Here is a 25,862-nt window from a genome sequence, read left to right on the forward strand (position 1 = left end):
ATTCTATTGTGTCTCGTCCTATAAAGTCCAAACGTTTCTGGCACTGACGCTCCACGAATATTCTTTATATCCATGGGACGAAAATAGTGGTATCAAAGTATCAGGAGGATTGGATGGTGGATATTGGCGGTCTTTTTGGCAAAAATGATAAACAGAATCCCTGGATAGCACGCGGAGAACAGGCATATGACAAAGGGCAGTATGAGGATGCGGCCCAGCATTTTACAAAAGCCCTGGAACTTGAGCCGGCTTCGGCAAAACTCTGGACACGCCTTGCCGCAAGCCAGCGGTTCTGCCAGAAATGCGATGCGGCTTCCCGGTCATATGCCAAAGCTGTCGAACTGAATCCGGATGACGGTCAGGCCTGGAAATCACTTGCCCTACTCCTCGGAGATGCAGGAAAATACGAAGAAGCGCTCTCTGCTCTCGGTCATGTCGTTTTGCCCGACAGCGAAGTATATCTCAAGGAGAGAAAATACGAGTGGCTCCGTCAAAGCGGCAGATACCGGGATGCCGCAGCGGTATGCTCGCAGCTCATCGCCGTTTTTCCGGGAAATATTCAGTATCGCGCCGGATATGCCGATCTGCTGATGAGAAGCGGGATGTTTGCCGAAGCACGATCCGTGTACGACGATCTCGCCTCCTCGCTTGGGAAAACCGAGATGTTCTCCAATGCCGCATTCTGCTGCGAGATGACGGGTGATGTCGAAGGTGCGCTGAAACGGTATGCCAATCTTGCAGAAAATGATACGGTCGGCTGGTACCGCAGAGCACGACTCGAAGAGAGTCTTGGAAACTTTAAGAACGCTTCCGCCGCATACGGGATGATCCAGCATTATACGACCGGAGATGATGTGACCATCACGGTTCGCCGGGCATTGTCCTTTTACTGGGATGGAAACGGAAAAGAAGCCGCGATCCAGCTTGAAAAGGTCCTGGCAAAAGGCTATGCGAACGCTGAACTCTGGCATCTGCTTGGGACCATCTCGTTTTTGAACGGAGAGTTCCGACGTGCCGTTGAAGCGTTCGTCGAATACATCCACCTGAATCAGACGAATAACGCGGTCTGGTATATGAAAGGCTGCGCCGAGTACCTCTCCGGAAAATACAAAGAAGCACTCGAGAGTTTCGGGAAGATGGGTAAACTCGGCTCCGCCGGCCCCTCGCCTGCGAAAATGAAATGGTTCGAGGACAGCGAACTTGATCTGTTCGACAGCGGCCCATCGCAGAAAGAGCAGATCAAAGTCGAGGTCGGCGTCGTGAACGAAGGGCTTCTTTCTATGCAGGGATACGCCCTTGCGGCGCTTGGCCGATACGGCGAAGCCGATAAAGCCGCCGGCGTTGTGCTGAGTCATGCCCCTGCAAGGCTCGACATGGAACTTCTGCACAGCAGATGCCTTGCGGGACTTGGAAGATATCAGTACGCCGGAGATGCGGCGGCACGCGTTCTTGCAAAATCCCCTGAAAATATCGCCGCTTTAGAGCAGCATGCCGCATCCATGATGCTTGCCGGCAAATACAGGGAAGCTGCCGGATCATGGAAAAAACTCCTCGAGGCATCGCCGGAAAACACGCTTGCCTACATCGGTCTCCTCAAAGCATGCAGCGGGACCGGGAGATACGAAGAGGCACAGGAGATCGCAAAACTTCTGTTAAGTGAAGAGTATCTTCCCCGCGACATCACAGTCACCCTGCTCGCGGGAGAAGCTGCGGCCTCTGCCGGAAATTATGAGGAGGCGGTCATCCATTACCAGAATGCCGCGATCTTATCCCCGAATACGCCGGCAGCATACCTCGGTCTCGGCTCCGCATATGAAATGCTCGGCGAGTATGAAAAAGCCGTGGAAGCATTCAGCTCCGCAGACGAGATCCTGCCGGATCACCCCGGGATCCTGCTCGATCTCGGCAGGGCCCGGGCAGCAGCGGGACAGAGTCAGGCAGCTGCCGAGACCTATATCAGGATCATGACCGACCACCCCGACATCGCCGGAGCGGCATCCCACGTCACAACACTCTGCGCCGATCTCGGTCTAAACGAACAGGCGGCGGATGCGGCGTCCGCTGCATTATCCAAAGGAGAAGGGGGCCTAGGCCTTTTGACCCTCGGCGGAGACCTCTGCAGATCGATCGACCGGCTTGATCAGGCACAGGACTGCTATACTGCAGCCCTCAAAGCAGACCCTGATAACATCCATAATCTTTACTCGATCGGACATGTCCACTTGTTAAAAGGCGAGTTCAAACTCTGTACCGAATATATGGACCGGTGTCTGAGCCTTGCACCCGAGCATTCCCAGGCTTTGTTCGACAAAGGAGCGGCTTACGTAAACCTCGGCAGACTTGAGGATGCGGCAAAAGTCCTGCGGCATCTCACCGAGATCGACGAAACCAACACAAAAGCCCTGCTTCAACTCGCAGAGATCCTTGAACAGCTGCATAACTATGACGAGGTCCTCGAGGTCTATGCAAGATATCTCAATGCAGGCGTTCCCAACGCAGACGTTGTCAGGAAACTTGCCTCGATCTATCTTATGAGAGGAGAGTATGAAGAGGCACTCTCCGGCTATGAGCTTCTGATCGAATCAAACCCAGACGACATTATCACACACCGTCTGAGAGCAGAAGCGTTCAGGTTCCTTGGAAGAGATGAAGAGGCGGCAGAAGCCTGTGCAAAGATGCTGGCTCTTCGCCCAAACGACCAGAATATCAGATCCATGTATGCGGCATCTCTTGCCAACATCGGAAAAACGGAAGAAGCGCTCAAACAGTACGCCGAGCTGACCCTCAAAGACCCGGAAAACACCGCCGCTCTTTTCGGCTATGCCGAGATGCTTTCACGCATGGGAAAATATCCCGAAGCGATCAGATACTTTGACAAACTCATCGGGAAATACCCGAGAAACAGTCTGCTCCATCTCGAAAAAGCCCTTGCCTCGATCAAGATCGGCGAACCAAAAGATATCACGAGCGACATGACGACCGCGGCCCAGACAGATCCAAAAAATCCGTATGTACTTTCCGGTCTTGGATTCATGCAGATGGTCACCGGCCATCCAACCGAGGCTCTCGCTGCATTCGACAAAGCAGAGGCTGCAGGATGTAAAGATCCTGACCTGAACTTCTGCCGCGGGATCATCTATCTTCAGCAGAGCAGATTCGATATGGCGGAAAAAGCAGCGGATCACATCCTGAAAACCGATCAGGATCACCTCCCCGCCATGCATCTGAAAGCACGGTCGCTCGAGTCCGTCGGCAGACTCAAAGAAGCCGTCGGCTACTACGACCGGATCGTCGAGCTTTCGGAGACCCGCGAGGATCCGGAAACATCCGGAGAGGAGTAGATGCAGGTCCAGATCCTCTGCGTAGGAAAGATCAAGGACTCCTATATTTCCGCAGGCATTGCCGAGTTTGAAAAACGTCTGCGCCCGTATGCGAAGATATTCATCACGGAACTTGCCGAGGTGAAGATCCCGGAAAATGCCTCGGCATCGGAAGAGATCCGTGTAAAAGAGAAGGAGGGAGAGCTGATCCTCGCAAATGTGAAAGAGGGATTCGTCACCATAGCTCTTGATCCGTATGGGCTTTCTCTTTCGAGTGAAGCGTTTTCCGGGATTTTTCGCGAGGCGAAATTATCCGGGAAGAATATCTGTTTCATCATCGGCGGACCCCTTGGTTTGTCGCCTGAACTGCTCAAATCGGTCGAAAAAAAGCTTTCCTTATCCCAAATGACCTTTACTCACACCATGAGCAGATTGATTCTCTTTGAACAGATCTATCGCGCGTTTCGTATCCTGAACGGTGAACCCTACCACAAATAACGGTTTACGCCGTGTTACTTGTTGTCATGTAGCATCAATATTATACGTGGTTAGTTCCAACATATAAGTACCATGAAATTGGTATACACCGGCAAAACAAAAGATGTATTCTCACTTGACGATGGGAACTATCTGCTGAAATTTAAGGATGACTGTACTGGCGCCGATGGCGTATTCGATCCTGGGATGAACACAGTCGGCCTAACTATTGAAGGTGCCGGACGTGCAGGTCTTAGATTGACACAGTATTTTATGGAGATCCTGAACGCAAAAGGAGTCCCCACCCATTTCATCAGTGCAGACATCGAGAATGTAACGATGACCGTAAAACCCGCCAAGACATTCGGCAAGGGTCTGGAAGTCATCTGCAGATTCCGCGCAGTAGGCAGCTTCTACCGCCGCTACGGAGACTATGTGGAAGAGGCAGCTCCTCTGCCGGCATTTGTCGAAACGACGTTCAAAGATGATGCACGCGAAGACCCGCCTGTAACCAAAGATGCGCTGGAGATCCTGGGGATCATGTCCGCACAGGATTATGAGAATCTCAAGATCCTGACTCAGAAGATTGCCACCATCATGAAGGAAGAGCTTGCAACCAAGAACATCGATCTCTATGACATTAAGTTCGAGTTCGGTAAGATCGGTGATCAGGTCGTTTTGATCGATGAGATCTCCGGCGGAAACATGCGTGCTTACAGAAACGGCGAGTACATCTTACCGCTGGATCTGACGAAAATGGTTCTCAACGAGTAACCACCCTCTTTTTTTCTCATAGAACTTACGCGGGGTTGTGATTTCGACCGAGATAAACTGAAGTCATTATGAGATGTACGTCGATTTCGTGTAAGGTATTAGTGCAGACATAAGAGAGAAACCAACCGCGAATCCTCGCGAATCGCATTTTTCTTGCGTTCGGGCGCTCTGCTCCGGCTGATGCGTGCAAGCCAAAGGCTTGCGTGCCGCCTCAAGCGGGCTTTGCCCGCTAGGGCTTATTCGCGGTTAAATATATTCATGCTTCCGCACCAAACCGTACCCTTCCCGAATTGGACCCACACCAACCCCGAATAATCCTCCTATCTTCGATTCTTCTTACACGAACTGCAGTTTTTACATGACGTTCCCCCGCAGCCGCATGCTTCGCCCCGCAGATTCCTCTTCACCGCCCGCAGAAACAGAAAAACGATCCCTGCCGCGATAAAAAGAAAAAGGATCATCCAGAACCCTTCAGGCAAAACCAAGAAGAACACCTCCCTGATACACGACGAAGGACACGACCCAGGCGACCGCACACATCCCAAACGCCGCAAGCCCCGTCATCCCCCACGACCGGGTCTCCTGCCGGATCGTGAACATCGCCGCAAGACAGGGCATGTAGAGCAGAATGAACACCATGAACGAGTAGGCCGAAAGCGGCGTGAACACATTCATCAGCACATCGGCAAGACCTTCCTCTCCTACGCCGTAGAGTGTCCCGAATGCCCCGACAACCACCTCCTTTGCGACAAGACCCATCAGGATCGCGATCGCGGCCTCGGCAAAACCGAAACCGAGCGGTGCAAAGATCGGCGCGATCGTTGACCCGGCAATACCCATCAGCGATTCCGACGAGGCATACTCAACACCGAACGGCAGAGAAGCGAGCAGCCACATCAGCAGAACCGCAGGGAAGATGATCACCCCTGCTTTACGCAGAAACTCCCATGAACGCTCCCCCGCATGGATCAGCACGCCTTTCACCGTCGGGAGACGGTAAGGCGGCATCTCCAGAACGAACGCCGACGACTCCCCCTGAAAGAGCGTCTTCCTCAGCAGGATCCCGCAGATCAGCGCAACCAGGATCCCCAGCAGATACAAAGAAAACATCACCAGTCCCTGAGACCAGCCGGCAAAGAAGATCCCGACAAGCAGCAGGTATACGGGCAGCCTCGCTCCGCACGACATAAACGGCGTGATCAGGATAGTCAGAAACCGTTCGCGTTTCGTCTCCAGCGTCCGGGCCGCCATGATAGCCGGCACACTGCACCCGAATCCGAGGATCATCGGGATAAAGGATTTTCCATGCAGACCGAGTTTATGCATGACACGGTCCATGATCACGGCAACTCTTGCGAGATATCCGGAGTCCTCGAGGATCGCAAGAAGCAGGAACAGCAGGAATATATTCGGCAGGAAGACGACTACCGACCCGACCCCGCCGATGACTCCGTCGCAGATCAGCGAGGCGACCCAGTCGGGAGCGGCGATTCCGGCAAGACCTGCCGAGGCAAAACCCGCAAGCAGTCCGAACCCTTCATCGATCAGATCCATGATTGGAGCGCCGACGGTGAACACGATCTGGAAGATCAGATACATCACGGCCAGAAAGATCGGGAACCCCAACCATCTGCTGGTCACGATCCTGTCGATCCGCTCGGACTGATTTTTGCCGCCAGCTTCCATATGATCTACGGATTCGTGCAGAATGCCGGCGATGAACCCGTATCTCTGATCCGCAAACACCTCTCCCGGCGAAACGCCGTAGATTCCTGCAAGGTGGGTCCTGACCGATTCGATCTCCGGCTCTTCTGATCCGTGGATCAGCGCCTGGATCGCAGACCAGCGTGACCCGGTGATCGCGGTCACTTCACGAATGTGTTCCTCAAGTTCGTGATCATACCTGGTGCCCATCGTGGAGGGGGCAGGCCGTGAAAGGATCGCCTTGATCAGACCGTCCTTTCCGGTCTCGTCGATCGCTTCGATTTGGACGACCGGGACACCGAGCATCTTTGAAAGATGCTTGGTATCGATCACGAGCCCTTCGGCATCGGCATATCTATTCATATTTAATGCAAGGACGAGGGGAACGCCAAGCTCGATCAGCTGAAGGGTGACATACAGATTTCTCTCCAGATGTGCCGCGTCCGCGATGTTGACAACAACGTCCGGTTTTTCGTTCAGAAGATAGTTGACTGCGATCTCTTCTTCGAGAGATCTTCCGCTCAGACTATAGGTTCCCGGCAGATCCACGATCTCGAGTATCGTATCGTCATAGATGATCTTCCCCTCTTTCTTTTCGACCGTGACGGTCTTTCCCGGCCAGTTTCCCACATGGTGACGCATCCCGGTGAGGTTATTGAAAAGCGTCGTCTTCCCGCAGTTCGGGTTGCCGGCCAATGCTACGGTGATCTTTTTCATACGGCGGCCACGCAGATATCTGCGGCATCATCTTTTCGTATGGCAAGCTGACATCCTCTGACCGATATCATCATAGGGTCTCCAAACGGGGCGACGCCGGTTACCCGCACGCAGCAGCCGCGGGTAAGTCCGAGTTCGAGAAGCCTGCTCTGGAAGCCGAGATTTGTTCCATCGATAAATCCAAGGACCGATGCGGATTTTCCTGTCGGAATATCGCATAACCGAACTGATTCATTTTGCATACAAATTATTCTCTTCTTCGGCACGTATATCCGGGAGCCGAAGGAGTTTTGGGCTCATTCTGCAGGCCGGAAAAATTACGGCAAATCAGGCAGAAAACCGAAAATATGCGCGGTATCCATGGCCTTTGGAGGGCTTTATATCTCCACAGATCAACCTAGTACTGCTCTATGACCGCGATCATTCTAGACCCGTTCCGTCAGAAACTGCTCCTCATAGCCGTCGGCATCGCGGTCTTCATGGACGCACTTGACGGTTCGGTCGTCAACATCGCCCTCCCGGTGATCGCCGCGGAGTTCGGGGCCGATACCGGCACGATCTCCTGGGTCAGCGTCGCCTATCTCCTGACGCTCGCCGGTCTCATTCTCATCTTTGGAAAACTTGCGGACCGCGGGTACGTAAAGATCCTCTTCATCGCGGGCTTCATTCTGTTCACGCTTGGCTCAGTCGTTTGCGGGCTGTCCCCCGACCTCACGCTCCTCATCATCTCACGGGTCTTCCAGGGGGTCGGGGCCTCGATGATCGCAGCCTCCACGCCGATGATCTGCGTCAAGTATCTTCCGGCAAAGATGCTCGGGGTCTCGATGGGTGTTCTCACCGCCGCAAGCTCCATCGGGTTTGCGATCGGTCCCGCGATCGGCGGCATCATCACCCATTTCCTCTCCTGGCACTGGATCTTCTTCATCAACATCCCGATAGGGATATTTGCCGTCCTGTTTGCCCTCAAAATAATCCCGCGTGCTACGGTCCCGGATCGTTCCCCCTTCGATTTCACCGGCGCGTTCGCTCTCTTCTGTCTGATGGTCTCAGGCGTGTTTGCGCTGGAGCGTCTGCCGCATCTGGGTCTTTTCGACCCGCTGATCATCGGTGCACTGTGCGTCTCTCTTGTCTCGCTCGTCCTCTTCTGTGCAGCCGAACTGAGGAGCAGTCATCCGATCCTCAACATCCGCGTCTTCAAAAAGCGGCCGCTGACATTCGTGGTGACGGCGTTTCTGATTGCTCAGATCACCAGTGCCGGCTTTTTCTATCTTCTGCCGTTTTATTTATCGGCCGGGATGAACTTCGATCCGGCAGCGAGCGGTCTCCTTCTCTTCATCCCTGCCGCGGTCACTGCTCTCTTAAGTATCCCTCTTGGTCACTGGTCGGATATGACCGGAAGGCGCGGGTTTGTTATCGCCGCGTTCGGCGTGCTGGCCGCAACGAACCTGATCTATGCGTTCATCGTCCCTGAATGGGGTCTGATCCCCTTAGTCGGCAGTCTGGTCCTGATGGGTCTCGTCTGGGGTATCGGCGGGGGGGCGGCCTCCAGCCGGATCGTCGAGCAGATGCCGAAAGGCGAAGAAGGGACCGGTTCCTCACTGATGATCACGACCCTCTACTTCGGCTGTGTGGTCGGGATCGCGCTGTATGCCGCGGTTTTCACCGCTATGACCTCTGCGGCGGGCAGCGTCGTTTCATTTGCCGATCTGGATTACGCGACCTTCATGTACGGATTCCATATCACGAATGCGGTCGGTATCCTGATCGGAGCCGCGGCGCTGATCTTCTCGGCGGTCGTGAAAGATCCGGCACGTGACAAATAGAGAATCCGGGATTTTTCCAGCCGGCAAAACCGCAACTTAATAAAGAGATGACAGCCAATATTAGTGGAGCAAGGGGCCGTAGGGTAGCCTGGAATCCTAGGAGACTGGGGGTCTTCTGACTCGCGTTCAAATCGCGGCGGCCCCATACCTGTTTTGGAGTATTTTTATGAAGTTAGCACCTGAATGCAGGACTTGTCTGCTGACAAAAGTCCGTTCACAATCACAGATAGTAACGAATGACGAGGAGATTTTGGCCAGGGTCATGGCCAGATGCACGGAAGTGTATGACCGGTTTATCGACCATGACACCGGGATAACGATCGCAGCTGGCGAGGTCCACCGGACCTGTTATGCCGCGATCGGTTCAGACGATCCGTATGCTGCTATGAAAAAAGAGGACAACGCCGCCGCGATCCGTGTGGCCTCGGCCGTCCGTCCGAAACTTTCCACCCTGCATGACTACATGACCGCCGCGATCATCGGGAACACCATCGATTACGGTGTGACCGGGCACGAGATCTCGGCAGATCTTGTCGCATTCTTCGAAAAAATGCTTGCAAAGGATCTGGCGCTCGACGACTCGGAGGAGTTTTTCCAGCTGGCTGACCGTGTGGTCTACTTCACCGACAACTGCGGCGAGGTCATCTTCGACAAAATGTTCTGCGAAGAACTGCGAAAGAACGGCTCACACGTGACTATTGTCGTGAAGGATAAACCGATGCTCAACGACGTGACGGTGAAAGAAGCGGCAGATATCCGTCTCGAAGATGCCGCAGACGCCGTATTCCATTCGGGTGGCGGGGCGCAGCTTGGCGCACATCCCCCGCACTTCCCGCCTGAAGTCCGTGACGCGGTCGATCAGGCAACCCTGATCATAGCAAAGGGTCTTGCCAATTACGAGAGTCTGACCGAGTATACCCTCCGACCGCCGGTCGCTTATCTGCTGATGGTAAAATGCGACGCGGTCGGCAGGGACGTCGGCGCAAAAAAAGGCGGGATGATCGCTATTCTCCGGCGTCAGTAGATCTCCTGTACGCGGCCGACCGACCCGTCGGTGAGCCTGACTTTGATCCCGTGAGGATGATTGGGGGAGTTGGTCAGAATATCTGCGACCCGCCCAAACGTCAAAGCCCCCGTTCCCTGATCTTTTTTTAGAATTATCGCCACCGCATCCCCCGGATGAATATTACTGCGCAGATTTCCGTTTTTCATACTTCTGCATACCCGTTGGACGCGGAGCTACAAAGCATCGTATGCTTTTGGATCTGTCACTGCCATACTCCATCCAAACACTATTAATAGAGAAACTCCTAATTGATGTTTATCGGAGGAGTCACAAGTATGGCATCAAACAAAGATAAAGACAAGAAAAAAGCAAGCAGGGAAGCCTCCAGAGAGCTTTCCAAAAAGACGAAATCGGCGAAGAAAGCCTTAAAACAGCTCAAGAAAGAGAAAAAGGCCGCTGAGAGTCTGATCGACTACTGCCGATCCCTGAGCACCTATCTGACCGAACAGGCCGCAATCGAGGTCTCGAACGATGAACTGCTCGCCGAGCTGGCAGAAGAAAAGCTTCTGAAAGACTTTTACTCTTCCTCTGAGTGTGCGGATGCTTTTGCAGCTTACCGCAGCCGGTTTGCCGAGGAACAGACCGCACGGTGCGACGCGGCCGAACAACCCGTTTTGGATCCGGTCGAAGCAGAGTATGAAAAGACAGAACCCGAAAACACGGGTTATTAAACCTCAAAATCCCTTCATCTTTTTTTACCGAATCAGCACTGCAAAATCGTTGAAAAGCCAAACCGCATCATTTGCAACTTTTGATCCGCAGGATATCCCGGTATTTTTCAAAAAGTGTGTCGTCGGAATGTGCGCGCACCTTCGACAAACGTTGAAATACGGCACAGGCGATCACAGAATAATTATCTCAAACCACAGAGTATATATCAAATCTACATGATAAATAATGTATAATTCGGATTCGCGGGAGATGACTCCTGCGAACGAGATACCTACTGGAGTACCGACATGTCAGTCAAAGCTACCAAAATGCTCTCTGAAGCGGATGGATATGACCTTCTGCGTCAGTTTAATGTACCTGCTCCGGCCTTTGAGATCGTCCAGACACAAGACGATGCTGCAAAAGCCGCAACAAAAATCGGTTATCCCGTAGTAATGAAGATCGTCTCCCCCCAGATCATCCACAAAAGCGATGCGGGCGGAGTGATCGTCGGGATCAAGACGGATGCTGAGGCAAAAGAGGCATTCAATAAAATCGTAACTTCGGCAAAAGCCTATGATGCCTCGGCAGAGATCAAAGGAGTCATCGTCGAAGAGATGGCAAAACCCGGTCTCGAGCTGATCATCGGCGGAAAGATCGACCCGGCATTCGGCCGTGTCCTTACCTTCGGTCTTGGCGGCACGTTGGTCGAGTTCTATAAAGATGTCGGGATCCGGCTCTTACCCTGCGACGACGAGGATATCAGGACCCTCATCCACCAGATCAAAGCATATACCCTTATCAGAGGATACCGCGGCCAGGCTCCGCTCGACGAGGAGTTCCTGTTCCAGACGCTGAAGAACGCCTGCGCATTCTTCGAGAAAAACGATAATGTTGTCGAGTTCGATATCAATCCTCTCCGGCTCTACGAAAAGGGCGGCTGCGCAGTCGATGCACGCGTCATCGTTCAGGATGGTCCGGTCGAACTGCCGGCACATTATGATCCAAACAAGATCGTGCCGCTCGACTACTACAAGCCAAGAAGCGTGGCAGTTATCGGAGCATCCGATGATCCGACCAAGATGGGCTATGCAGTATTCCGCAATATCCTTCAGTTCCCCGGCAAAGTCTACCCGGTGAACAACAAACGCGACGAGATCCAGGGTGTCAAATGCTACCCGACCCTCTCAGCTATCCCCGGCCACGTGGATATGGTCGTTATCACCGTTCCCGCTCAGCTGGTTCCGGCGATCATGAGTGAGTGCGGCCAGAAAGGCGTGAAGATGGCGGTCGTTATCACCGCAGGATTCAAGGAGATGGACGAGGACGGACGCGCCCTTGAAAACCGGATGGTCGAGATCGCCAAGAACTACGGTATCAGGATCGTCGGTCCGAACTGTCTTGGTCTGATCCTGCCACCCTACAAACTTGATACGACGTATGTTTCCACCTCGCCCCTGCCGGGCGACATCGCGTTCATCTCCCAGTCGGGAGCTATCGTCAACGCAGTCGTAGGAATCTCCCTGTCGGAAGGCTCCGAGATGGGGTACTCAGAGGTCGTTTCGGTCGGCAATCAGTGTGATCTGGACTTCCTTGACTATATGAGTTATGCTGCCCGCGACCCGCACACCAAATCGATCATCCTCTACGTTGAGGAGATCAAAAACGGCGTGGCATTCATGGAAATGGCAAAGGAGATCACCCAGACAAAGCCGATCGTTGCCATCAAAGCAGGTTCCTCCAAGAGAGGTCAGGCTGCCGCAGCTTCGCATACCGGTTCCCTTTCAGGATCGTTTGAGGTCTACATGGAGGCGTTCAGAAAGTGCGGCGTTGTTCCGGTCAAGACGCTTCCGGGCGCATTCCAGGTCGCCAAGGCCCTTGGAAATCTGAAAAAGCCGCTCACCGGCCGCCGTGCGGTCGTTATCACCAATGCAGGAGGATTTGCCGTTCTCTCCAACGATTACGCTGAGACCTGGGGTATCGAGATCATCGATCTGCCAAAGCACGTGCTCGATGAGCTGAACAGTTTCCTCCCGCCGTTCTGGAACAAGAACAACCCGATCGATCTCTTAGGCGATGCCACGGAGGCACGTTTCAGAGGGGTCTTCGATGTTCTGTGCAAGAACGAGGATCTTTGGGATATGGCGATCCTCGTCAACTTCCCGAACAAAGTCCTGGCCCCAGACCGGGTCGCCCAGATCCTGATCGACAACTCGAAACGCACGGATAATCTCCTTGTCGGAACCTTCGTTGGAGGAGACTGCTTAAAGCCGGGTGTCGATCTTTTGAAGAAGAACAATATCCTGGTCTTCGAGGAGCTGGAGTTCACCTACCGTGCCCTCGGACACCTGAGCTGGACTGCGGATCGCTGATCTGCACGGTCTGGTCTGCCTCTCATTTTTTTCTTTTTTCGTATGCATTTTTTCTGTGGTTTGATAACTTACTCTAGTCAAAGCGAGTGATTTGAAATACAAGATATTTCCACCGCGTCGGGCTCCACGCCGGATCGCAAATCAAAGATTTGCTCAAGGCTCACGTCGCTTTCGCTCCCTTGGCCAGTCCCCTCCCGCACCCCGGGATTAAAAAAGTAACTGGCTCACGATTGTATATTAAAAACACCACGAACTCTAAGCTTGCGAAACGTCTCATGAGGCTTTGGTTCTTAGAACAATGCTATCGGAAAAACTGCTCGCAAATCTGAAATTTACTCTCCGTTTCGCTTCGTTGGCTTTCATGCCGTTTTTTTAAGCAAGTTCTCTTTTTGTGTGATCCAAGAAATATACTTTTCAAAATAGATCTCGCATTTCCCAATTTTTTTCTGATCTCGGGGTGCGGGGCCGCGACTTCGGCGCGGAGCGGCCCGCGGTGAGATATCTTATTTTCGAGGGCCACACACGTTTTCAGCCACCCCATCTCAGTGAAATTGTCAACGAAGTCGTTGGCAGCATAGAAAATATTTCAGCAAAGGCAAAAGTCCGCAATCGGCGAATCGTTCGCGTAAAAAAAAGAAGTTACTCTTTTGACTCTTCGGTCAATGAGTTTGGCTTATCCTTCGGGTGAAGGTACATGCCTGTGTAGGTCAGATCAAGCGCCTTCTCGGAGTTCTTCTTCGTAATCAGACTGAAGATGACCATCGCGGCGATCGAACAGGCCAGCGAATAGATCGAGAAGTGCATCGGCAGTTTCTCCACGAAGTTGTAGTAAGCGCCGAACGCGAGACAGGTGATCAGACCGATCAGCATACTGGAAATAGCGCCCGCTGCGGTCGCCCGTCTCCAGTAAAGACCGGCGATCATCGGGACGGCAAATGCAGAAAGCATCAGACCGATACCGAGCCAGATCAGGAAGGCGAGCATCTCCGGCGGGTTGATCGCAAGGATCAGCGAGATGACTGCGGCAAGAAGAACGCAGATCTGACTCACAAGAACGACCTGACGTTCGCTTGCTTTCGGCCGAAGCATGGTCTTGAAGATATCCCAGGAGAAGGTCGTTCCGACCGTCAGCATAAGGCGGTCAGTCGTCGACATGACTGCCGAGAGTACAATCACGGCAAAAAGCCCGGTGATCAGGATACTCGGGCTTGCCGCCTGGATACCGTACATGAGCGCAAAGTCCGCGACCTTGCCCCCTTCCGGCACAACACCCGCGAGGAGTCCGTCTACCTGCATCGACCTGACCGCCATGCCGCAGAGCTTCACGAGCAGCATGATCACGAGATAGATCAGGAATGCTACGATCGGCGCCCACTTGAAGTAGGACGTTTTTCGTGCGGCAAACACATTCGAAAGAACATGCGGGGCGCAGGCGAGACCTACTATCAGCAGCACGCCAAACGAGAACAGATATTCAGGCGTGCAGTATGCATACGCCGCAGTACTTCCCGACGGGAACCACGGCATGACCAGGTTCGGGTCGATCGTTGCGAGAACCGTGTTAATATGCTCGAGACCGCCCGCGTAGGTGAGGATAAAGGGGGCAACCAGGATGACACCGAAGATAAGGATCAGACCCTGGACAAGTCCGGTCCATGAAACGGCGTAAAGACCTCCGATGACCGTGTATGCGGTGATGATGACTCCGGCTATCAGGAGAGCCTGCCAGTGTTCCAGACCGAACACCCAGATCAAAACGATACTGATGGCGGTGTACTGCCCGACGAGATAAACCAGAGAAACGGCGATGCTGGCAAGAGCCGAAAGAGCGCGCAGTTCCCGGGTGTTTTCATATCTGAGTGAAAAATAATCCACAACGGTCATACACCCGTTTTTTCTTCCGATCTTATTGAGTTTGGACCCAAAGAAGATGATACAGAATGCTGCTGACAGGGGGACGAATATCTGCTCCCAGATGCCCGGCCAGCCTGACGCAAAACCGAACCCGCTGGTTCCGACAAGCGTCATGCCGCTGCAGATCGAACAGACGATCAGCAGGGTAAACAGCCAGAACCCGAGACTTCTGCCCGCAAGCATATAATCTTCAGAGCTTTTGATCTTCTTCGAGGCCCACACGCCGATACCAAGTAAAACTACAAAGTACACAGCGATGAGTACAAGCGTGATAAGTGTGCTTTCTCCGGCAAGTGCCATATCACTCCTCCTTCTCCTCAGGGAACGTGAATCCCCAGATCAGTAGGAGGATTATGCACAATAAAATGGCTCCGCCAACAGCGAAAACCGTAATATCGGGTAATCCTAATATCATATCATTAGTATGACACGTGTTGACATATAACACGTTCGGTTCAGGTCAGCAGGTCACTGAGTGAAAACAGGGAAAATGCGAAAAAACAGGGAGATCGGCACCCCGCCGGGGTCAGTGCCGGAAAACCGCGCAGATCAGAACAGGTCCCGGTCTGCCGGGATCTCATACTGCTGAAGAACACTTTTTTTCAGATCGGTCACGGCCTTTTCCAAAGGAAGGACGAAGAGAAACTTTGGGACATCGGCAAATCCGTGGAGACCGAAGACAACGTAGAAGGGATTTCCCTCGGCTTTTGCATAGGCAAGATATTTGTCGAAGATCTCCTGCGTCGTCCACGGCAGATAGGCTTCGCCGTCCTCACCGACAAACATCCTGCTCCGGTAACAGGTGACCAGATCAAAACGGACCTCGTCCGCATCTCTCAGAGCAAGAAGATCCGGCTCCCCTGATTGCCGTTCTTCGCGGCCGGTCGCCGTCCAGCCGCTGCCAAGCCGTTTGATCACATACTCGCGAAACGCCAGAGCTACCAAGGGGTTGCCGTCGTCTGGTTCCGTGTCCTTATCCGGATACCAGACGCCCAGAGCACGTTCGATGTTGCCTAATAATCCCATATGATATTATTGTTCAGGCGACGTGGATGAACTTTTCCACAAGTTCCGAGAAGGCTTTTGCGTCGCCGAGGATCCGGTCGGAGAGACCCTGATCATTGAATGCCTTCAGCTTTGCAGCCTGCGCTTCGAGAACGCCTGCCGGGAAGATCTCATCGCGTTCAAATATCTTGCGTTTGGCGATAAGGATGTCGGCAGACTCGGAACAGCAGGTCGGCAGCTGACGCAGGGTCTTGAGGAACGATTTGTACTCCTCGTTGAAGATGTTGCCAGAAGCGTAGAGTTCATCTGCTTTGGTAAGAGCGCCGTTCATGCCGAGTCCGTGGATAGCGCCGCAGATGAGGCAGGCGACGGTTTCGTAGATATCGGCCGAACCGTCGGCTACACGGTATTCGAAGGTCTGTTTGGAGAGTTTGTCGGCTTTGCGTTTGAGACCGAAGTTTGCTTCGGCCGCCATGTCGGTGGAACCTGTCCAGCCGAGAGGGACGCGAACGACGACGGAACGGTTCCGGTCACCCCAGCAGATGTAGGTCGGCGCTTCCTGGTGCGGAACAAGTCTGAGGTAGGAGGTGGGGATGGTGTTTCCAAACGCGGTGACCGCATCGCCAACGTCAAGGATACCGACGATCATGCGTTTGGCGGTGTCGGAAAGCACGCCGTCTTTGATCATGACGTTTTTGCCGTTCTTTTCGGCAAGCATGTGGAAGTGGAGGCCGGAACCTGCTTTACCGACGGTGATCTTCGGAGCGAAGGAGACTTCTACGCCGTACTGGGCGCCGAGCATGCGGAGGATCCATTTGGCGATGATGATCTGTTCGACGGCAAACACCGGGCTTGTCGGCAGGAACTCGATCTCATGCTGCTCATAATAGTAGCCGTCTTTGGTGAAACTGCCGACTTCGGAGTGTCCGTATTTGATCTGGCCGCCTGCACGGGAAAGCATAAGCATTGCTTCGGTGCGCATTGCTTCGAATTTACAGAAGGGACCTGATTCATGGTAGCCTTTCTGATCGCGTCCCGGATAGAGCGCCTCTTCTTCACAGATGACATAGTATTCGAGTTCTCCAAGACACTTGAACTCCATGCCGGTGTGTTTTTTGAATGCGGTTTCGGCCTGACGAAGGATATACTCCGGGGATGAATTGAGGGGACGCCCGGTGCTGTCATAGTAGGAACAGAGGATGTTTAAGGTCGGGACCTCGGAGAAGGGGTCCATGAACGCGGTGCTGTACCGCGGAACGACATAGAGGTCAGAGCTTGCTGCGTCGATGAAGGAGAAAAGATTGCTTCCGTCGACGCGTTCGCCGTCAGAGAGGATGGTGTCGAGATACTCTTTGGAAGAGATCGCAAAGTTCAGGGTCTTCAGTTTTCCGTCGCAGGCAACGTAACGGAAGTTGACCATTTTGACATCATTTTCTTCACAGAAACGGAGTATATCGTCTTTTGTAAAGTATTCTGGACTTTTTTTCAGATACTGTACTAAGTCGTTGGGGTTCATCAGGACCTCTGCATCGTTCATAGTATTATTATGTTGGTGTTTTTTGTATTAAGTCGAATAGGTTTTTTGCGGCGCCTTCACCGGACACGGGGAGCCTGCGGGACGGATATGGATACGTCATGATAAATATCGCGGCCGCACCGGTCTGACCGCCCTCTCACGGTAAGTGCTCAGATGCGATAGAATTTAAATCACGAACTCTAAACGTATCTACACTATATGGAAGACGAGATAACAACTCCCAATACTGCCCGCACGCGCGAGTCCCCTTTCTCCCCGGATGCCCTTGACTTCGGGGATCTCAATGACCAATACGCCAAGGTACGCGAAGAAGCACACTTCCTGAAAAAAGAGAACGATTCTCTCCATAAAATAATCAAAACAACAAAAACCGAGAACGATTCACTCAGACAGGAAAACAACAAGATCCGGATGGACAATGCCCAGCTGAAAAAGGAGAATGCCCAGCTGAAACGTCTGCCCTTGTTTGTTGCGGTCGTTTTGGAGAAACTCGACGAGAATGAGCTGTATCTTCGTCAGCTCGGCAACAATCAGGAGTATGTGACCCAGGCAAACCCCGTGCTTTATGCCGAAGTCAAGGCAGGGACCAAAGTTGCGGTCAACAACACGCTTTCGGTCGTCAAGATCCTTGGAAACACCATCGACGAGAGGGTCCGCGTGATGGAACTGGAAGAAAAGCCGACGATCACCTTCGCCGACATCGGCGGCCTGAAAAATGAGATCACCGAAGTCCGTGAAGCGGTCGAATATCCTCTGACAAGGCCCGAATCCTTCGAGAAGTTCGGCGTCGTCCCGCCCAAAGGCGTGCTTCTCTACGGGCCGCCGGGAACCGGCAAGACGCTGATCGCCAAAGCGGTGGCAAATAATGCAGGCGTTCCGTTCCTGAGAATGGCCGGGTCCGAACTTGTCCACAAGTACATCGGCGAAGGCGCCCAGCTCGTCCGCGACCTCTTTGAGATGGCACGTGATCTTGCAGAAAAGAACAACGGCGTCGTGGTCTTCATCGACGAGATCGACGCGGTCGGAAGTATGCGGACCAACGACGGAACATCCGGCTCAGCCGAGGTCCAGCGGACCCTCATGCAGCTTCTTGCCGAGATGGACGGGTTCAACAACCGCGGAAACATCCGGATCATGGCGGCCACCAACCGCCCTGATATGCTGGACGCCGCTCTCCTCCGCCCGGGAAGATTCGACCGCCTGATCAAGATCCCCGCGCCCGACAGCGAAGCAAGAATGCAGATCTTCAAGGTCCACATGAAGATGATGGAGGCGGCAGGCTCTGTCTCCTGCGTCGATTACGATGAACTGGTTCGTATGAGCGACGGACTGACCGGAGCCGAGATCGAAGCGATCTGCCGCGAGGCAGGTATGCTTGCCATCAGAAACAATGATGATCTGATCACCAGCACGAACTTTATGCAGGCTATCCGGAAGGTCAAGCATCAGGACAAGGATGATGAGCGCCGGGATATAATGTATATCTGATGCGTCTGGTCTGTATTGGCAAAGCAGGAATCGATCTGTACCGGACCCTCTCGGACTCCGAGACGAGCCGGCACATCCTCCGGTTCTACCATCCAAAAGAGATGCCCTGGGGCGTAACGCTCGAGGTGGCGACCGTGTCGAGCGGTCTGTCCCTCACAAGCGAGCTGCGCTGGTATATCATGCGTTATATGAGGGAGGTGCTCTTTGAAGATACGGAGCATGCCGTCTATCTGACCCGCGATCTGGCACGCGAGGTGTATGAAACCAGATCGGCGGCTTTGATCGACGGCTGGAATATCTCGTTTCGGGTCGTGATTTTGAATGACGGGACCTCAGCGAGGCTGCCCGACGGCGTGCCGGTTCCCGACGGAGTCGTTCAGACATTTCGCGTCTGGGGTCTGGCGCGGGAACATCCATAAGATATAATCCGTCGAAATACTAATGGAGTAGTAACAGTATGGCACTTCATCTTTCTTTTACTCTGGATCCTGAGCTTGCAGAGCGGGTGGATATTTTTGCAAAGAAACAGGAGCTGGAGAGAAACGAGGCCCTGCTCCGTCTGATCGAAGGCGGCCTTGTGCAGGCCGAACAGGCAGGGATCGTCGCGCCGCCGCGGGAGAGGAGCTTTAAAGAGACGGCACGGATGCAGAAGAATATCGATATGCTGGTCCGAAACATCGATGAGCTGAAAAAAGAGGTGCGGGTGATGCATCATCTGCTGAATCTGCAGAAAGATGCGGCGGCGGCCAGACCCGCGCACCGCGGTTTTTTTAAGAAATAAATTTTTTTTATTCGGTGACAACCACCTGATCCTCTACAAGGAACGGACTTTTCCTCAAAGAGAGGGAGAGAAGATAGGGGTAGTTTCTGCTCAGATACTCCATGTGGTCGAGCCATGCGGCAGTGAGCTGGCAGTATACCCGGTTGACGTCGCCTGTGAGGTGGGCCAGATCGGAGGCGGGCACGCAGAGGATATCGGTGCGGCAGGCGAGTTCTTCACCCAGGTGGAAGAGATCCTGCAGGAGTTTGGAGACGCTGTTTTGTTCAAGCAGCACGGGATTTTCGATCAGACGAAGCAGAAAATCATGCTTCTGCATGAACAGATCTCTGATCGCGATAAGGTCTTTATGGGTCGGATGGGTCTGGGTGCAGAAGAGCGACGCATGGCGTTTCGCCAGAGCGTAGTCGGTTTTGCTCCAGGTTTTTGTCACCTGCATGCTTTCGCGCAGTTTTTCCGGAGCTTTGTCCCATTGGACCATCTTTCGCAGGAGGGCGTCACCCATCTCGGAGAAGAAGAGGCCGATCACCATACGGGTCTTTTCCTGCTGTTCACGTTTCGTCCGCATCGTTAACAGACGGTTGATGATCAGCGTAACGATCAGGATGTTGATCGGCAGAAAGCCCAGACTGTTAAAAATGTATGATAAGGTGTTGCTTTCTCCATTATCTCCGAAGAAGAGGAATTTTACCGCGTACACGCAGATCGAGATCGCGATAAGAAGAATCGCGAGACGCGCCTCCCAGGTGAGTCTGATGGGTTTCATTTATACCCCTTTTCCCTGAGGAGTGCAAGACTCAGGAGTGCCCCCTCAAGAGTGCCTGTCTCGATCACAGGATTTCGGATGCCGTTTTCCCGGACTTTGTTCATAACAGCGTCAAAGTCGATGCAGCCTTCGCCGACGGCTGAGTGGCTGTCGTGTTTTCCGTCATTGTCGTGGAGATGGACATGCGAGAAGGGGACCTCGAGAAATGCCGGCAGGTTGCCGCACTCGTTGGCGTGTCCAACGTCCAGACAGAACAGAGCGCCGTCCAAAAGCCCGATGTCGTCAGGGGTCTTGAGGTAAAAATACCCCCAGTTCCCCATGTTTTCAATGAAGTAGGTGACCCCGAACTCGGCGGCGTCCGAGCGGATCTGGGCGAGGGAGGCGCGGAGGTTTCTGCCGGCGAGTTCGCGTTCATACTCCCATGCGATGTATCCCGGGTGGATGACGACGGGAGCGCCTACTTCGGCGGCGATCGAAAAGGTGTCATGGATGACCTCCACGGCGGCCCGCCGGATCGGTTCCAGGACAGACGCGAGGTTCACGCCGCGGGAGGGAGCATGGATACTGTAGGTATATGAGTATGAGTGAAGGAGTTCGGCGCCGGTGAGGAAGTGGGGGCCGTCGTCCATGATCTCGACGTGATCCGTATGGGGTGCGAGAGTATCCAGCACGGTGTCCAGGGGGTCTGAGTGAAGGCAGTGCGTCGAAATCGAGTAGTCCATATGAATACATATTGCCTGCCCGCACAAAAAATGATTCGCACACATAGCCGGAGTCAGAATGGTTTTACGCCGGACCTTGCGCCCGCATCCTATCGGAGATCCAAAAAGGCACCCGCCAACTCTTTATCATCCACGCACAAACACATAGGCATGAATACAGACGGGCGGACCGGAAAGGAGCTGATATACCGCATCCTTTTGCGTTTTTTCTATCTGGTCGCCCCGATCCTGGTCTATCTCGTTCTCCTCGGTGTGTTCTGGTTCGTGTTTCCTCCAGAGACAGGCGTGTTCAGTATGCCGCCAAGTCCCGAGTATCTCGGGCTTATAGGTCTGATGGGCGCCTATCTTGTGCCGCCGTTTGGCAAGGAGACGATCATCCCCCTCGCCCTCGCTCTCGGCTATCCGGTATGGGTCATCTTTCTCGGGGTTGTCGGGATGGATATCGTCACGGCGACGTTCGTTTCACTGAACTTCGATCTTCTGCTCAGGGTCCCGCTTATCGGACGGTGGATTCGGTGGGTCGTACGAACTGCTGACAAGGTCCTGCGAACCAAGCCATGGGTGGAGCAGCTGGCAAGTGCAGGTCTCCTGCTGTTTATGTACATCCCTCTCCAGGGTTCAGGGTCGATCACCTGTTCGGTGATTGGGCGGCTTCTCGACTATAAACCGGCAGCCAGCCTGGGACTCGTGATCATCGGAAGCGTGCTCTCCACGCTTACGGTCGCTCTGGGAGCGTCGTCGGTGATCCAGCTGTGGCACATCAATCCGCTTCTGGGTATTGCCGCGGCGGTGATCATCCTTGCTCTAATCCTGGCGATAGCGTATGTCTGGAGCAGATTCACGAAAAAATTCTACCGTAAGGACGGAGTATGACCGAGGAGATCTTTCCTTATTATAAACCGCCGCTGAAGATCAGGGCCGCAATGACCTTTGGGATGTTTGGGCTTCTGGCCGTTTTCGTCGTCTGGCTGTTTGCCTATCTGCCGACTGAAATGTTCATTCTCGGCGTCTCTCTTTTTGCTCTCTACATGGCGCCCGGCGCCGGAAAAGAGAGTATCATCCCGGTCATGATGGGATTTGGTTTTCCCTGGTGGCTGGTTTTGATCGGGATCGTGATGATCGACATGACTCTGGCGGTACTTGTTTCGTTCAACTTCGATCTGCTGCTCAAGATCCCGCTTCTCGGCCAGATACTGCTGTTTTTCACCGGAAAAACAAATAATCTTCTTCAGAGAAAACCCTGGATCAAAGGCCTTTCCGTAGGGGGTCTGCTGATCTTTATGTTCACCCCGTTTATGGGTTCCAGCGCGATCGACACTTCGATCATCGGAAGGCTGCTTTCGATCCATCCGAAGATCATTCTGCCGATCGTGTTCTTCGGCAGTATCCTTGCCACACTGACGATGGCGTTTGGCGCAAGGGCGATCATCGATCTCTGGTTTGTGGAGCCGGTATACGCAGTAGGGGCGGTCGCGGGCGTAATAGCAGGTATTATTCTGATCTATATCTTCTGGCAGAAGTTTACCGCCCGCAGGTTTCCGAAAAAAGAGTGAAGTATCCTATTTTTTCAGATAGAGGATCCAGCCGATCCCGATCCCCATGACCGAGGTGATGACATAGAAGGCGAGATAGACGAGCGCCGAGTCATTGTAGAAGAGATACATGGCGGGGATGAATCCGGCGCCGGCAAGGATCGGCAGAAGGATGGCTGATTTTTTGATGCCGCAGAGAAGTCCAAAAACGATGCCGCAGAAAAGGCAGGTGAGGGGGTTCACTGCCAAGAGAAGGAACCATGCAGGCCCTCCTGCCTGAAGGAACATCGGCGGGAGGAGGTAATAGACAAGGCCGGTCAAGATAAGTGCGGCGCCAAGCGCCGGGATGAGGGGCTTCATGATCCTATTTGTTGAAGAGGAGGAGAGCTGCGCCGTAGAGGGAAACGCCGAGGGAGAGCATAAGGATCGCGGACTCGGGCTGGATCTTATGCATGAGGGATAAAACAAATACGGCAATTCCCATGGCGAGACCGATGGCTGTGCAGATTAGTCGCGGGTGATTGACCGGGGCTGGTTCCTGTGTCATGGATACACATATGTCCCTTCTTTTATATGAAAAGAACGGGGCGTTTTGCGGGAGAAAAAGCCTGCACCCGATACGGGAGTTATGCGCTCCGGGGCGGTTTTCCGGTCAGCACCCTGCCGTAAGCGGTCCTGCGGGGAAAAAAGTCTGCAGTTCTTTCCCGCGGCAGAGCAAATCCTGCCGATGAAAACGGTGGCTTTATATCATTCAAGAGGCTATCTAGTAGAGCACTTAGTGTGTAAACACAAGTCCCGGTAGGGTAGAGGATATCCTAGAAGCCTGCGGAGCTTTTGACCGGGGTTCAAGTCCCCGCCGGGACGTATCAGCCGGTTTTGTTGAACCGGCAGCGTCCATTTTTTCTGAGTTTTATGTTACTGTTATCTGCCGCTATTTACGGCAGCCGACTCCAAAAAAGAATTTAAAAAAAAGATTTTGTCTGTCTGTCGTCACTTCGCAGAATGCAGTGCAAAGGAGACGGTCAGCGCGGATCCGTCGAGAACGGCGCTGATGCTTTCCACATCGCGGCCCGAACCCTCGGCAAGGATAGAGGCCATCAGCGAACAGACCGGGCAGCCGACCATTGTACAGCACTTTGGCGACTGTGCCTGCAGAGCGGCGCAGGTCTTCTTCATCGCAAACTCCTCCAGAATTATGACGACGGATGTATCGGTAGTTTTGACCGTCACCTTTTCTGCCAGCGAAAGGGTATCGTTCATCACCTCGCTGATACAGGTTCCGATCCTGTCGATGCTGCCTGCGGGTATGATCAGATTATCCTCGCGTTTCAGCTGAGAAAGGAGAGGACTGCCAAGCGCACGATACTGTACCCCGTTCCAGTTCTCGGTGGAAACAAACGTCAGATCGGTCAGGATCACGGGGATACTGCCTCCCGTGACCGGATTGATCTGGATGCACTCATCCGAAGGGAGATGGCGGTGGATCGTGCTGCTCGTCACGCCGAGATCGGCAAAGACCGTGGCAAGATCAAGGGATCCGGCGACCGGCAGCATTTCGGTCAGTTTGACCGGAAGCGGCCGGCGGTCGGCGAGGGTCAGCAGAAGGATGCCGGTAATAAACAGCATAAATCCTGCAAGGAGCAGCAGAGCGCTGGTCATATCAGCGCGGTTGGTAAAGATATAGACAGTAAAGGTCAGGACCGCTGCGAGAAACAGTACGGCCGGCGCGAAGTAGACTGATGAGATCAGTGATGCTTTAAGTTTCATGTATTTGTTCCCTCAACTTCTTTTTTCAGACGATAGGCTCGAACGAAGATCACATAGAGGACAGCGAGAGTAAAGATCCCGGCGGCCAGGACAGGAAGAACGACCGAAAGCTGCATGGAAAAGATGCCGCCCGCGACTCCTGTTCCTGCAGCCGCAAGAAGGATCTTTGTGTCCGTTTTCACTCCGGCTGCAGTGAGGACCGTTATCATGACGCTGATGAGTAACAGGCCGGTAAAAACCGGCATGCCTGCGGTGAAAACGAGCGGGAACCCCGCTGCCGACAACAGCAGGACGCGCTGGTTTTGCGGAAGGGTGATGAAGGTGCAGAAAACAAAGGCCGCACCGATAATGCCGGCGATGATCCTCTGGTCATTTGAGGCGCCGGCGACGGCGATGACTGCCGTGATGAATGCAGGGATCCGCAGATCCATTCAGACCATCTCCACGACATCTGCTCCGGCGAGGGTGAACGCAGTTCTGACCTTCGTTTCCCGCGGCGTTCCTGCGGCGCCGGCGACGAACACCGTCGCATGCCGCTGATGTCTTTTCGTTTCATTGATCAGATAAGTCATATGGCTCAGATCTCCAAGTGCGGCGGTCACATAGGTGATATGCGTCTGCTTTGCCATTTCTGCAGAGATACTGCCCATCTTCGATTCGAAATCAGTAGGCTTGCGGCCGGCACACTCCCGCATGATCTCGCGGACCCTCAGTTCGGTTTTGGTCGGATCCCTTGAAGTGATCATCGTCTCCCTGACAAGGGAAGACGGGTGACGCAGGCGGAAGAGATGTTCGCCGGTGGTGGTGTTTTCCGTCTCTTTGAGTTTTTCCAGGATCACACTGGTCTTCCCGGAGCTGATGATCTCAGGATCAGCTGCTCCTTTGAAGAAGACTACCGGGAAATTTTCCCCGATGTTGAGGCTTTCAAGAGCACCGACAGCGGTTTCCGCAAAATGCAGGCGCAGCTCCTCAGAAACACCGCCCTGGGGCAGATCGAGGATCAGAGCCGGCAGACCCCCGGATGCATCCATCTTCAGCCTGACGTAGAGCTCCTGGTGTTTTCCGGAGAGTTTCCAGTCGATATCACGCAGACTGTCTCCGTCGGCGTAGGGACGAAGGGCCCGGGTGTCATAGCCGGAAATGAGAGCAGGCCAGTCAAACTCCACGGCGCTCCACCCCGATCCATGACCGACGGCATAGTGAGTGGCTGTAATGCCGGTTGGATACATCGTAAGCTTCGGCAGCTCTGCGCCGCGTGCGATCAACAGGGTCTGCGTGAAAAACTGATCCCGGCAGGTTGCCCTGACACCCTGAAAATAGGAGGAGCCGATCACCGGGAGTCTGAACCTGTAGGATGCCCGGCCGGCGGTGAATGCCGGCGAGCCTGAGACAAGGAGCGCTCCCGGCGGCAGAACGTCATCGAACGAGGCGGTCAGGCGGCCGGTCACG

The 25,862-nt window shown here is 53.7% G+C and carries 25 protein-coding genes and 2 tRNA genes; 14 read left to right on the forward strand and 13 right to left on the reverse strand.

The window, feature by feature from the left end; translation table 11 throughout:
* The first annotated feature begins 113 nt into the window (after nucleotides 1–113).
* From EYA77_RS03110 to EYA77_RS03120, 3 genes are all read left to right on the forward strand, one after another.
* Nucleotides 114–3,341, forward strand: coding sequence for a tetratricopeptide repeat protein (locus EYA77_RS03110; protein WP_167815843.1), 3,228 nt, complete (start codon nucleotides 114–116; stop codon nucleotides 3,339–3,341).
* Nucleotides 3,342–3,818, forward strand: coding sequence for a 23S rRNA (pseudouridine(1915)-N(3))-methyltransferase RlmH (gene rlmH / locus EYA77_RS03115; RefSeq protein WP_167815844.1), 477 nt, complete (start codon nucleotides 3,342–3,344; stop codon nucleotides 3,816–3,818).
* 72 nt (nucleotides 3,819–3,890) lie between these two features.
* A complete protein-coding gene (locus EYA77_RS03120; RefSeq protein ID WP_042697388.1) occupies nucleotides 3,891–4,571 on the forward strand; it encodes a phosphoribosylaminoimidazolesuccinocarboxamide synthase in 681 nt (226 codons plus the stop codon).
* A gap of 471 nt (nucleotides 4,572–5,042) precedes the next feature.
* Here EYA77_RS03120 and feoB read toward each other — a convergent pair whose 3' ends face one another.
* Together feoB and EYA77_RS03130 are read right to left on the reverse strand one after the other, a co-directional pair.
* Nucleotides 5,043–6,992, reverse strand: coding sequence for a ferrous iron transport protein B (gene feoB, locus EYA77_RS03125; protein WP_167815845.1), 1,950 nt, complete (start codon nucleotides 6,990–6,992; stop codon nucleotides 5,043–5,045).
* The gene (locus tag EYA77_RS03130) at nucleotides 6,989–7,234 is read right to left on the reverse strand and encodes a FeoA family protein (protein ID WP_167815846.1); all 246 of its coding nucleotides are present in this window, start codon (nucleotides 7,232–7,234) and stop codon (nucleotides 6,989–6,991) included. Before EYA77_RS03130 ends, feoB begins: the two co-directional genes overlap by 4 nt.
* Before the next feature lie 168 nt (nucleotides 7,235–7,402).
* Here EYA77_RS03130 and EYA77_RS03135 point away from each other — a divergent pair, with 168 nt between their 5' ends.
* From EYA77_RS03135 to EYA77_RS03145, 3 genes are all read left to right on the forward strand, one after another.
* Nucleotides 7,403–8,815 (forward strand): DHA2 family efflux MFS transporter permease subunit, encoded by a 1,413-nt coding sequence (locus EYA77_RS03135; RefSeq protein ID WP_167815847.1) that lies wholly within the window; start codon nucleotides 7,403–7,405, stop codon nucleotides 8,813–8,815.
* Between the two features lie 72 nt (nucleotides 8,816–8,887).
* Nucleotides 8,888–8,960, forward strand: a tRNA-Pro gene (locus EYA77_RS03140).
* Nucleotides 8,961–8,981: 21 nt separating this feature from the next.
* Nucleotides 8,982–9,839 carry a DUF89 domain-containing protein gene (locus EYA77_RS03145; protein ID WP_167815848.1) on the forward strand — a complete coding sequence of 286 codons (858 nt, stop codon included), beginning with the start codon at nucleotides 8,982–8,984 and terminating at the stop codon, nucleotides 9,837–9,839.
* Here EYA77_RS03145 and EYA77_RS03150 read toward each other — a convergent pair.
* Nucleotides 9,833–10,027, reverse strand: a complete 195-nt coding sequence (locus tag EYA77_RS03150; protein ID WP_042697369.1) for a YwbE family protein — start codon at nucleotides 10,025–10,027, stop codon at nucleotides 9,833–9,835. The genes EYA77_RS03145 and EYA77_RS03150 overlap by 7 nt on opposite strands.
* 129 nt (nucleotides 10,028–10,156) lie before the next feature.
* On the opposite strand from EYA77_RS03150, the gene EYA77_RS03155 reads away from it, so the two are divergent.
* Both EYA77_RS03155 and EYA77_RS03160 read left to right on the forward strand, forming a co-directional pair.
* Nucleotides 10,157–10,552, forward strand: a complete 396-nt coding sequence (locus EYA77_RS03155; RefSeq protein WP_155897835.1) for a hypothetical protein — start codon at nucleotides 10,157–10,159, stop codon at nucleotides 10,550–10,552.
* 288 nt (nucleotides 10,553–10,840) lie between these two features.
* Complete coding sequence (locus tag EYA77_RS03160) at nucleotides 10,841–12,904, forward strand: acetate--CoA ligase family protein (protein ID WP_042697362.1); 2,064 nt, start codon at nucleotides 10,841–10,843, stop codon at nucleotides 12,902–12,904.
* Nucleotides 12,905–13,543: 639 nt separating this feature from the next.
* Here the strand turns inward: EYA77_RS03160 and EYA77_RS03165 are convergent.
* From EYA77_RS03165 to EYA77_RS03175, 3 genes are all read right to left on the reverse strand, one after another.
* Nucleotides 13,544–15,118 carry a sodium:solute symporter gene (locus tag EYA77_RS03165; protein WP_167815849.1) on the reverse strand — a complete coding sequence of 525 codons (1,575 nt, stop codon included), beginning with the start codon at nucleotides 15,116–15,118 and terminating at the stop codon, nucleotides 13,544–13,546.
* Between the two features lie 249 nt (nucleotides 15,119–15,367).
* Nucleotides 15,368–15,844 carry a hypothetical protein gene (locus tag EYA77_RS03170; RefSeq protein WP_042697356.1) on the reverse strand — a complete coding sequence of 159 codons (477 nt, stop codon included), beginning with the start codon at nucleotides 15,842–15,844 and terminating at the stop codon, nucleotides 15,368–15,370.
* A 13-nt stretch (nucleotides 15,845–15,857) separates the two neighbouring features.
* The gene (locus EYA77_RS03175; protein ID WP_042697354.1) at nucleotides 15,858–17,360 is read right to left on the reverse strand and encodes a glutamine synthetase family protein; all 1,503 of its coding nucleotides are present in this window, start codon (nucleotides 17,358–17,360) and stop codon (nucleotides 15,858–15,860) included.
* Nucleotides 17,361–17,558: 198 nt separating this feature from the next.
* Between EYA77_RS03175 and EYA77_RS03180 the strand changes: the two genes are divergently transcribed.
* From EYA77_RS03180 to EYA77_RS03190, 3 genes are read left to right on the forward strand one after another with little or no spacing between them, the layout of a single operon-like run.
* Complete coding sequence (locus EYA77_RS03180) at nucleotides 17,559–18,848, forward strand: proteasome-activating nucleotidase (RefSeq protein WP_167815850.1); 1,290 nt, start codon at nucleotides 17,559–17,561, stop codon at nucleotides 18,846–18,848.
* Nucleotides 18,848–19,267, forward strand: coding sequence for a DUF5804 family protein (locus EYA77_RS03185; protein WP_095642302.1), 420 nt, complete (start codon nucleotides 18,848–18,850; stop codon nucleotides 19,265–19,267). Before EYA77_RS03180 ends, EYA77_RS03185 begins: the two co-directional genes overlap by 1 nt.
* Nucleotides 19,268–19,305: 38 nt before the next feature.
* Nucleotides 19,306–19,629, forward strand: a complete 324-nt coding sequence (locus EYA77_RS03190) for a hypothetical protein (RefSeq protein WP_052319922.1) — start codon at nucleotides 19,306–19,308, stop codon at nucleotides 19,627–19,629.
* Nucleotides 19,630–19,636: 7 nt separating this feature from the next.
* Here EYA77_RS03190 and EYA77_RS03195 read toward each other — a convergent pair whose 3' ends face one another.
* Together EYA77_RS03195 and EYA77_RS03200 are read right to left on the reverse strand one after the other, a co-directional pair.
* A complete protein-coding gene (locus EYA77_RS03195) occupies nucleotides 19,637–20,392 on the reverse strand; it encodes a hypothetical protein (protein ID WP_042697350.1) in 756 nt (251 codons plus the stop codon).
* A complete protein-coding gene (locus tag EYA77_RS03200; RefSeq protein ID WP_167815851.1) occupies nucleotides 20,389–21,114 on the reverse strand; it encodes a sugar phosphate isomerase/epimerase family protein in 726 nt (241 codons plus the stop codon). The genes EYA77_RS03195 and EYA77_RS03200 overlap by 4 nt, the downstream gene beginning before the upstream one ends.
* A 150-nt stretch (nucleotides 21,115–21,264) precedes the next feature.
* Here EYA77_RS03200 and EYA77_RS03205 point away from each other — a divergent pair, with 150 nt between their 5' ends.
* Together EYA77_RS03205 and EYA77_RS03210 are read left to right on the forward strand one after the other, a co-directional pair.
* Nucleotides 21,265–21,987 carry a small multi-drug export protein gene (locus tag EYA77_RS03205; RefSeq protein WP_167815852.1) on the forward strand — a complete coding sequence of 241 codons (723 nt, stop codon included), beginning with the start codon at nucleotides 21,265–21,267 and terminating at the stop codon, nucleotides 21,985–21,987.
* Nucleotides 21,984–22,667 carry a small multi-drug export protein gene (locus tag EYA77_RS03210; RefSeq protein WP_095642306.1) on the forward strand — a complete coding sequence of 228 codons (684 nt, stop codon included), beginning with the start codon at nucleotides 21,984–21,986 and terminating at the stop codon, nucleotides 22,665–22,667. The genes EYA77_RS03205 and EYA77_RS03210 overlap by 4 nt, the downstream gene beginning before the upstream one ends.
* A gap of 6 nt (nucleotides 22,668–22,673) precedes the next feature.
* Here EYA77_RS03210 and EYA77_RS03215 read toward each other — a convergent pair whose 3' ends face one another.
* Nucleotides 22,674–23,006 carry a hypothetical protein gene (locus EYA77_RS03215; RefSeq protein ID WP_042697344.1) on the reverse strand — a complete coding sequence of 111 codons (333 nt, stop codon included), beginning with the start codon at nucleotides 23,004–23,006 and terminating at the stop codon, nucleotides 22,674–22,676.
* Between the two features lie 4 nt (nucleotides 23,007–23,010).
* Nucleotides 23,011–23,193 (reverse strand): hypothetical protein, encoded by a 183-nt coding sequence (locus EYA77_RS03220; RefSeq protein WP_095642308.1) that lies wholly within the window; start codon nucleotides 23,191–23,193, stop codon nucleotides 23,011–23,013.
* Between the two features lie 245 nt (nucleotides 23,194–23,438).
* Between EYA77_RS03220 and EYA77_RS03225 the strand changes: the two genes are divergently transcribed.
* A tRNA-Arg gene (locus EYA77_RS03225) sits at nucleotides 23,439–23,510 on the forward strand.
* A 126-nt stretch (nucleotides 23,511–23,636) separates the two neighbouring features.
* On the opposite strand, the gene EYA77_RS03230 is transcribed toward EYA77_RS03225, so the two are convergent.
* From EYA77_RS03230 to EYA77_RS03240, 3 genes are all read right to left on the reverse strand, one after another.
* Entirely contained in the window at nucleotides 23,637–24,413 is a 777-nt protein-coding gene (locus tag EYA77_RS03230) for a hypothetical protein (protein ID WP_167815853.1), read from the reverse strand.
* Nucleotides 24,410–24,844 carry a hypothetical protein gene (locus tag EYA77_RS03235; protein ID WP_042697340.1) on the reverse strand — a complete coding sequence of 145 codons (435 nt, stop codon included), beginning with the start codon at nucleotides 24,842–24,844 and terminating at the stop codon, nucleotides 24,410–24,412. The genes EYA77_RS03230 and EYA77_RS03235 overlap by 4 nt, the downstream gene beginning before the upstream one ends.
* On the reverse strand, nucleotides 24,845–25,862 hold a 1,018-nt coding region (locus EYA77_RS03240; protein WP_167815854.1), incomplete at its 5' end, for a DUF58 domain-containing protein.

Origin of the sequence: Methanocorpusculum sp. GPch4 (assembly GCF_012062385.1) — an archaeon.
Classification (GTDB): Archaea; Halobacteriota; Methanomicrobia; order Methanomicrobiales; family Methanocorpusculaceae; genus Methanocorpusculum; species Methanocorpusculum parvum.

Excerpts from the sequence above, each read along its gene's own strand:
- EYA77_RS03110 (WP_167815843.1), top strand. The coding sequence starts at position 114 with ATGGTGGATATTGGCGGTCTTTTTGGCAAAAATGATAAACAGAATCCC.
- rlmH (WP_167815844.1), top strand. The coding sequence starts at position 3,342 with ATGCAGGTCCAGATCCTCTGCGTAGGAAAGATCAAGGACTCCTATATT.
- EYA77_RS03120 (WP_042697388.1), top strand. The coding sequence starts at position 3,891 with ATGAAATTGGTATACACCGGCAAAACAAAAGATGTATTCTCACTTGAC.
- feoB (WP_167815845.1), bottom strand. The coding sequence starts at position 6,992 with ATGAAAAAGATCACCGTAGCATTGGCCGGCAACCCGAACTGCGGGAAG.
- EYA77_RS03130 (WP_167815846.1), bottom strand. The coding sequence starts at position 7,234 with ATGCAAAATGAATCAGTTCGGTTATGCGATATTCCGACAGGAAAATCC.
- EYA77_RS03135 (WP_167815847.1), top strand. The coding sequence starts at position 7,403 with ATGACCGCGATCATTCTAGACCCGTTCCGTCAGAAACTGCTCCTCATA.
- EYA77_RS03145 (WP_167815848.1), top strand. The coding sequence starts at position 8,982 with ATGAAGTTAGCACCTGAATGCAGGACTTGTCTGCTGACAAAAGTCCGT.
- EYA77_RS03150 (WP_042697369.1), bottom strand. The coding sequence starts at position 10,027 with ATGAAAAACGGAAATCTGCGCAGTAATATTCATCCGGGGGATGCGGTG.
- EYA77_RS03155 (WP_155897835.1), top strand. The coding sequence starts at position 10,157 with ATGGCATCAAACAAAGATAAAGACAAGAAAAAAGCAAGCAGGGAAGCC.
- EYA77_RS03160 (WP_042697362.1), top strand. The coding sequence starts at position 10,841 with ATGTCAGTCAAAGCTACCAAAATGCTCTCTGAAGCGGATGGATATGAC.
- EYA77_RS03165 (WP_167815849.1), bottom strand. The coding sequence starts at position 15,118 with ATGGCACTTGCCGGAGAAAGCACACTTATCACGCTTGTACTCATCGCT.
- EYA77_RS03170 (WP_042697356.1), bottom strand. The coding sequence starts at position 15,844 with ATGGGATTATTAGGCAACATCGAACGTGCTCTGGGCGTCTGGTATCCG.
- EYA77_RS03175 (WP_042697354.1), bottom strand. The coding sequence starts at position 17,360 with ATGAACGATGCAGAGGTCCTGATGAACCCCAACGACTTAGTACAGTAT.
- EYA77_RS03180 (WP_167815850.1), top strand. The coding sequence starts at position 17,559 with ATGGAAGACGAGATAACAACTCCCAATACTGCCCGCACGCGCGAGTCC.
- EYA77_RS03185 (WP_095642302.1), top strand. The coding sequence starts at position 18,848 with ATGCGTCTGGTCTGTATTGGCAAAGCAGGAATCGATCTGTACCGGACC.
- EYA77_RS03190 (WP_052319922.1), top strand. The coding sequence starts at position 19,306 with ATGGCACTTCATCTTTCTTTTACTCTGGATCCTGAGCTTGCAGAGCGG.
- EYA77_RS03195 (WP_042697350.1), bottom strand. The coding sequence starts at position 20,392 with ATGAAACCCATCAGACTCACCTGGGAGGCGCGTCTCGCGATTCTTCTT.
- EYA77_RS03200 (WP_167815851.1), bottom strand. The coding sequence starts at position 21,114 with ATGGACTACTCGATTTCGACGCACTGCCTTCACTCAGACCCCCTGGAC.
- EYA77_RS03205 (WP_167815852.1), top strand. The coding sequence starts at position 21,265 with ATGAATACAGACGGGCGGACCGGAAAGGAGCTGATATACCGCATCCTT.
- EYA77_RS03210 (WP_095642306.1), top strand. The coding sequence starts at position 21,984 with ATGACCGAGGAGATCTTTCCTTATTATAAACCGCCGCTGAAGATCAGG.
- EYA77_RS03215 (WP_042697344.1), bottom strand. The coding sequence starts at position 23,006 with ATGAAGCCCCTCATCCCGGCGCTTGGCGCCGCACTTATCTTGACCGGC.
- EYA77_RS03220 (WP_095642308.1), bottom strand. The coding sequence starts at position 23,193 with ATGACACAGGAACCAGCCCCGGTCAATCACCCGCGACTAATCTGCACA.
- EYA77_RS03230 (WP_167815853.1), bottom strand. The coding sequence starts at position 24,413 with ATGAAACTTAAAGCATCACTGATCTCATCAGTCTACTTCGCGCCGGCC.
- EYA77_RS03235 (WP_042697340.1), bottom strand. The coding sequence starts at position 24,844 with ATGGATCTGCGGATCCCTGCATTCATCACGGCAGTCATCGCCGTCGCC.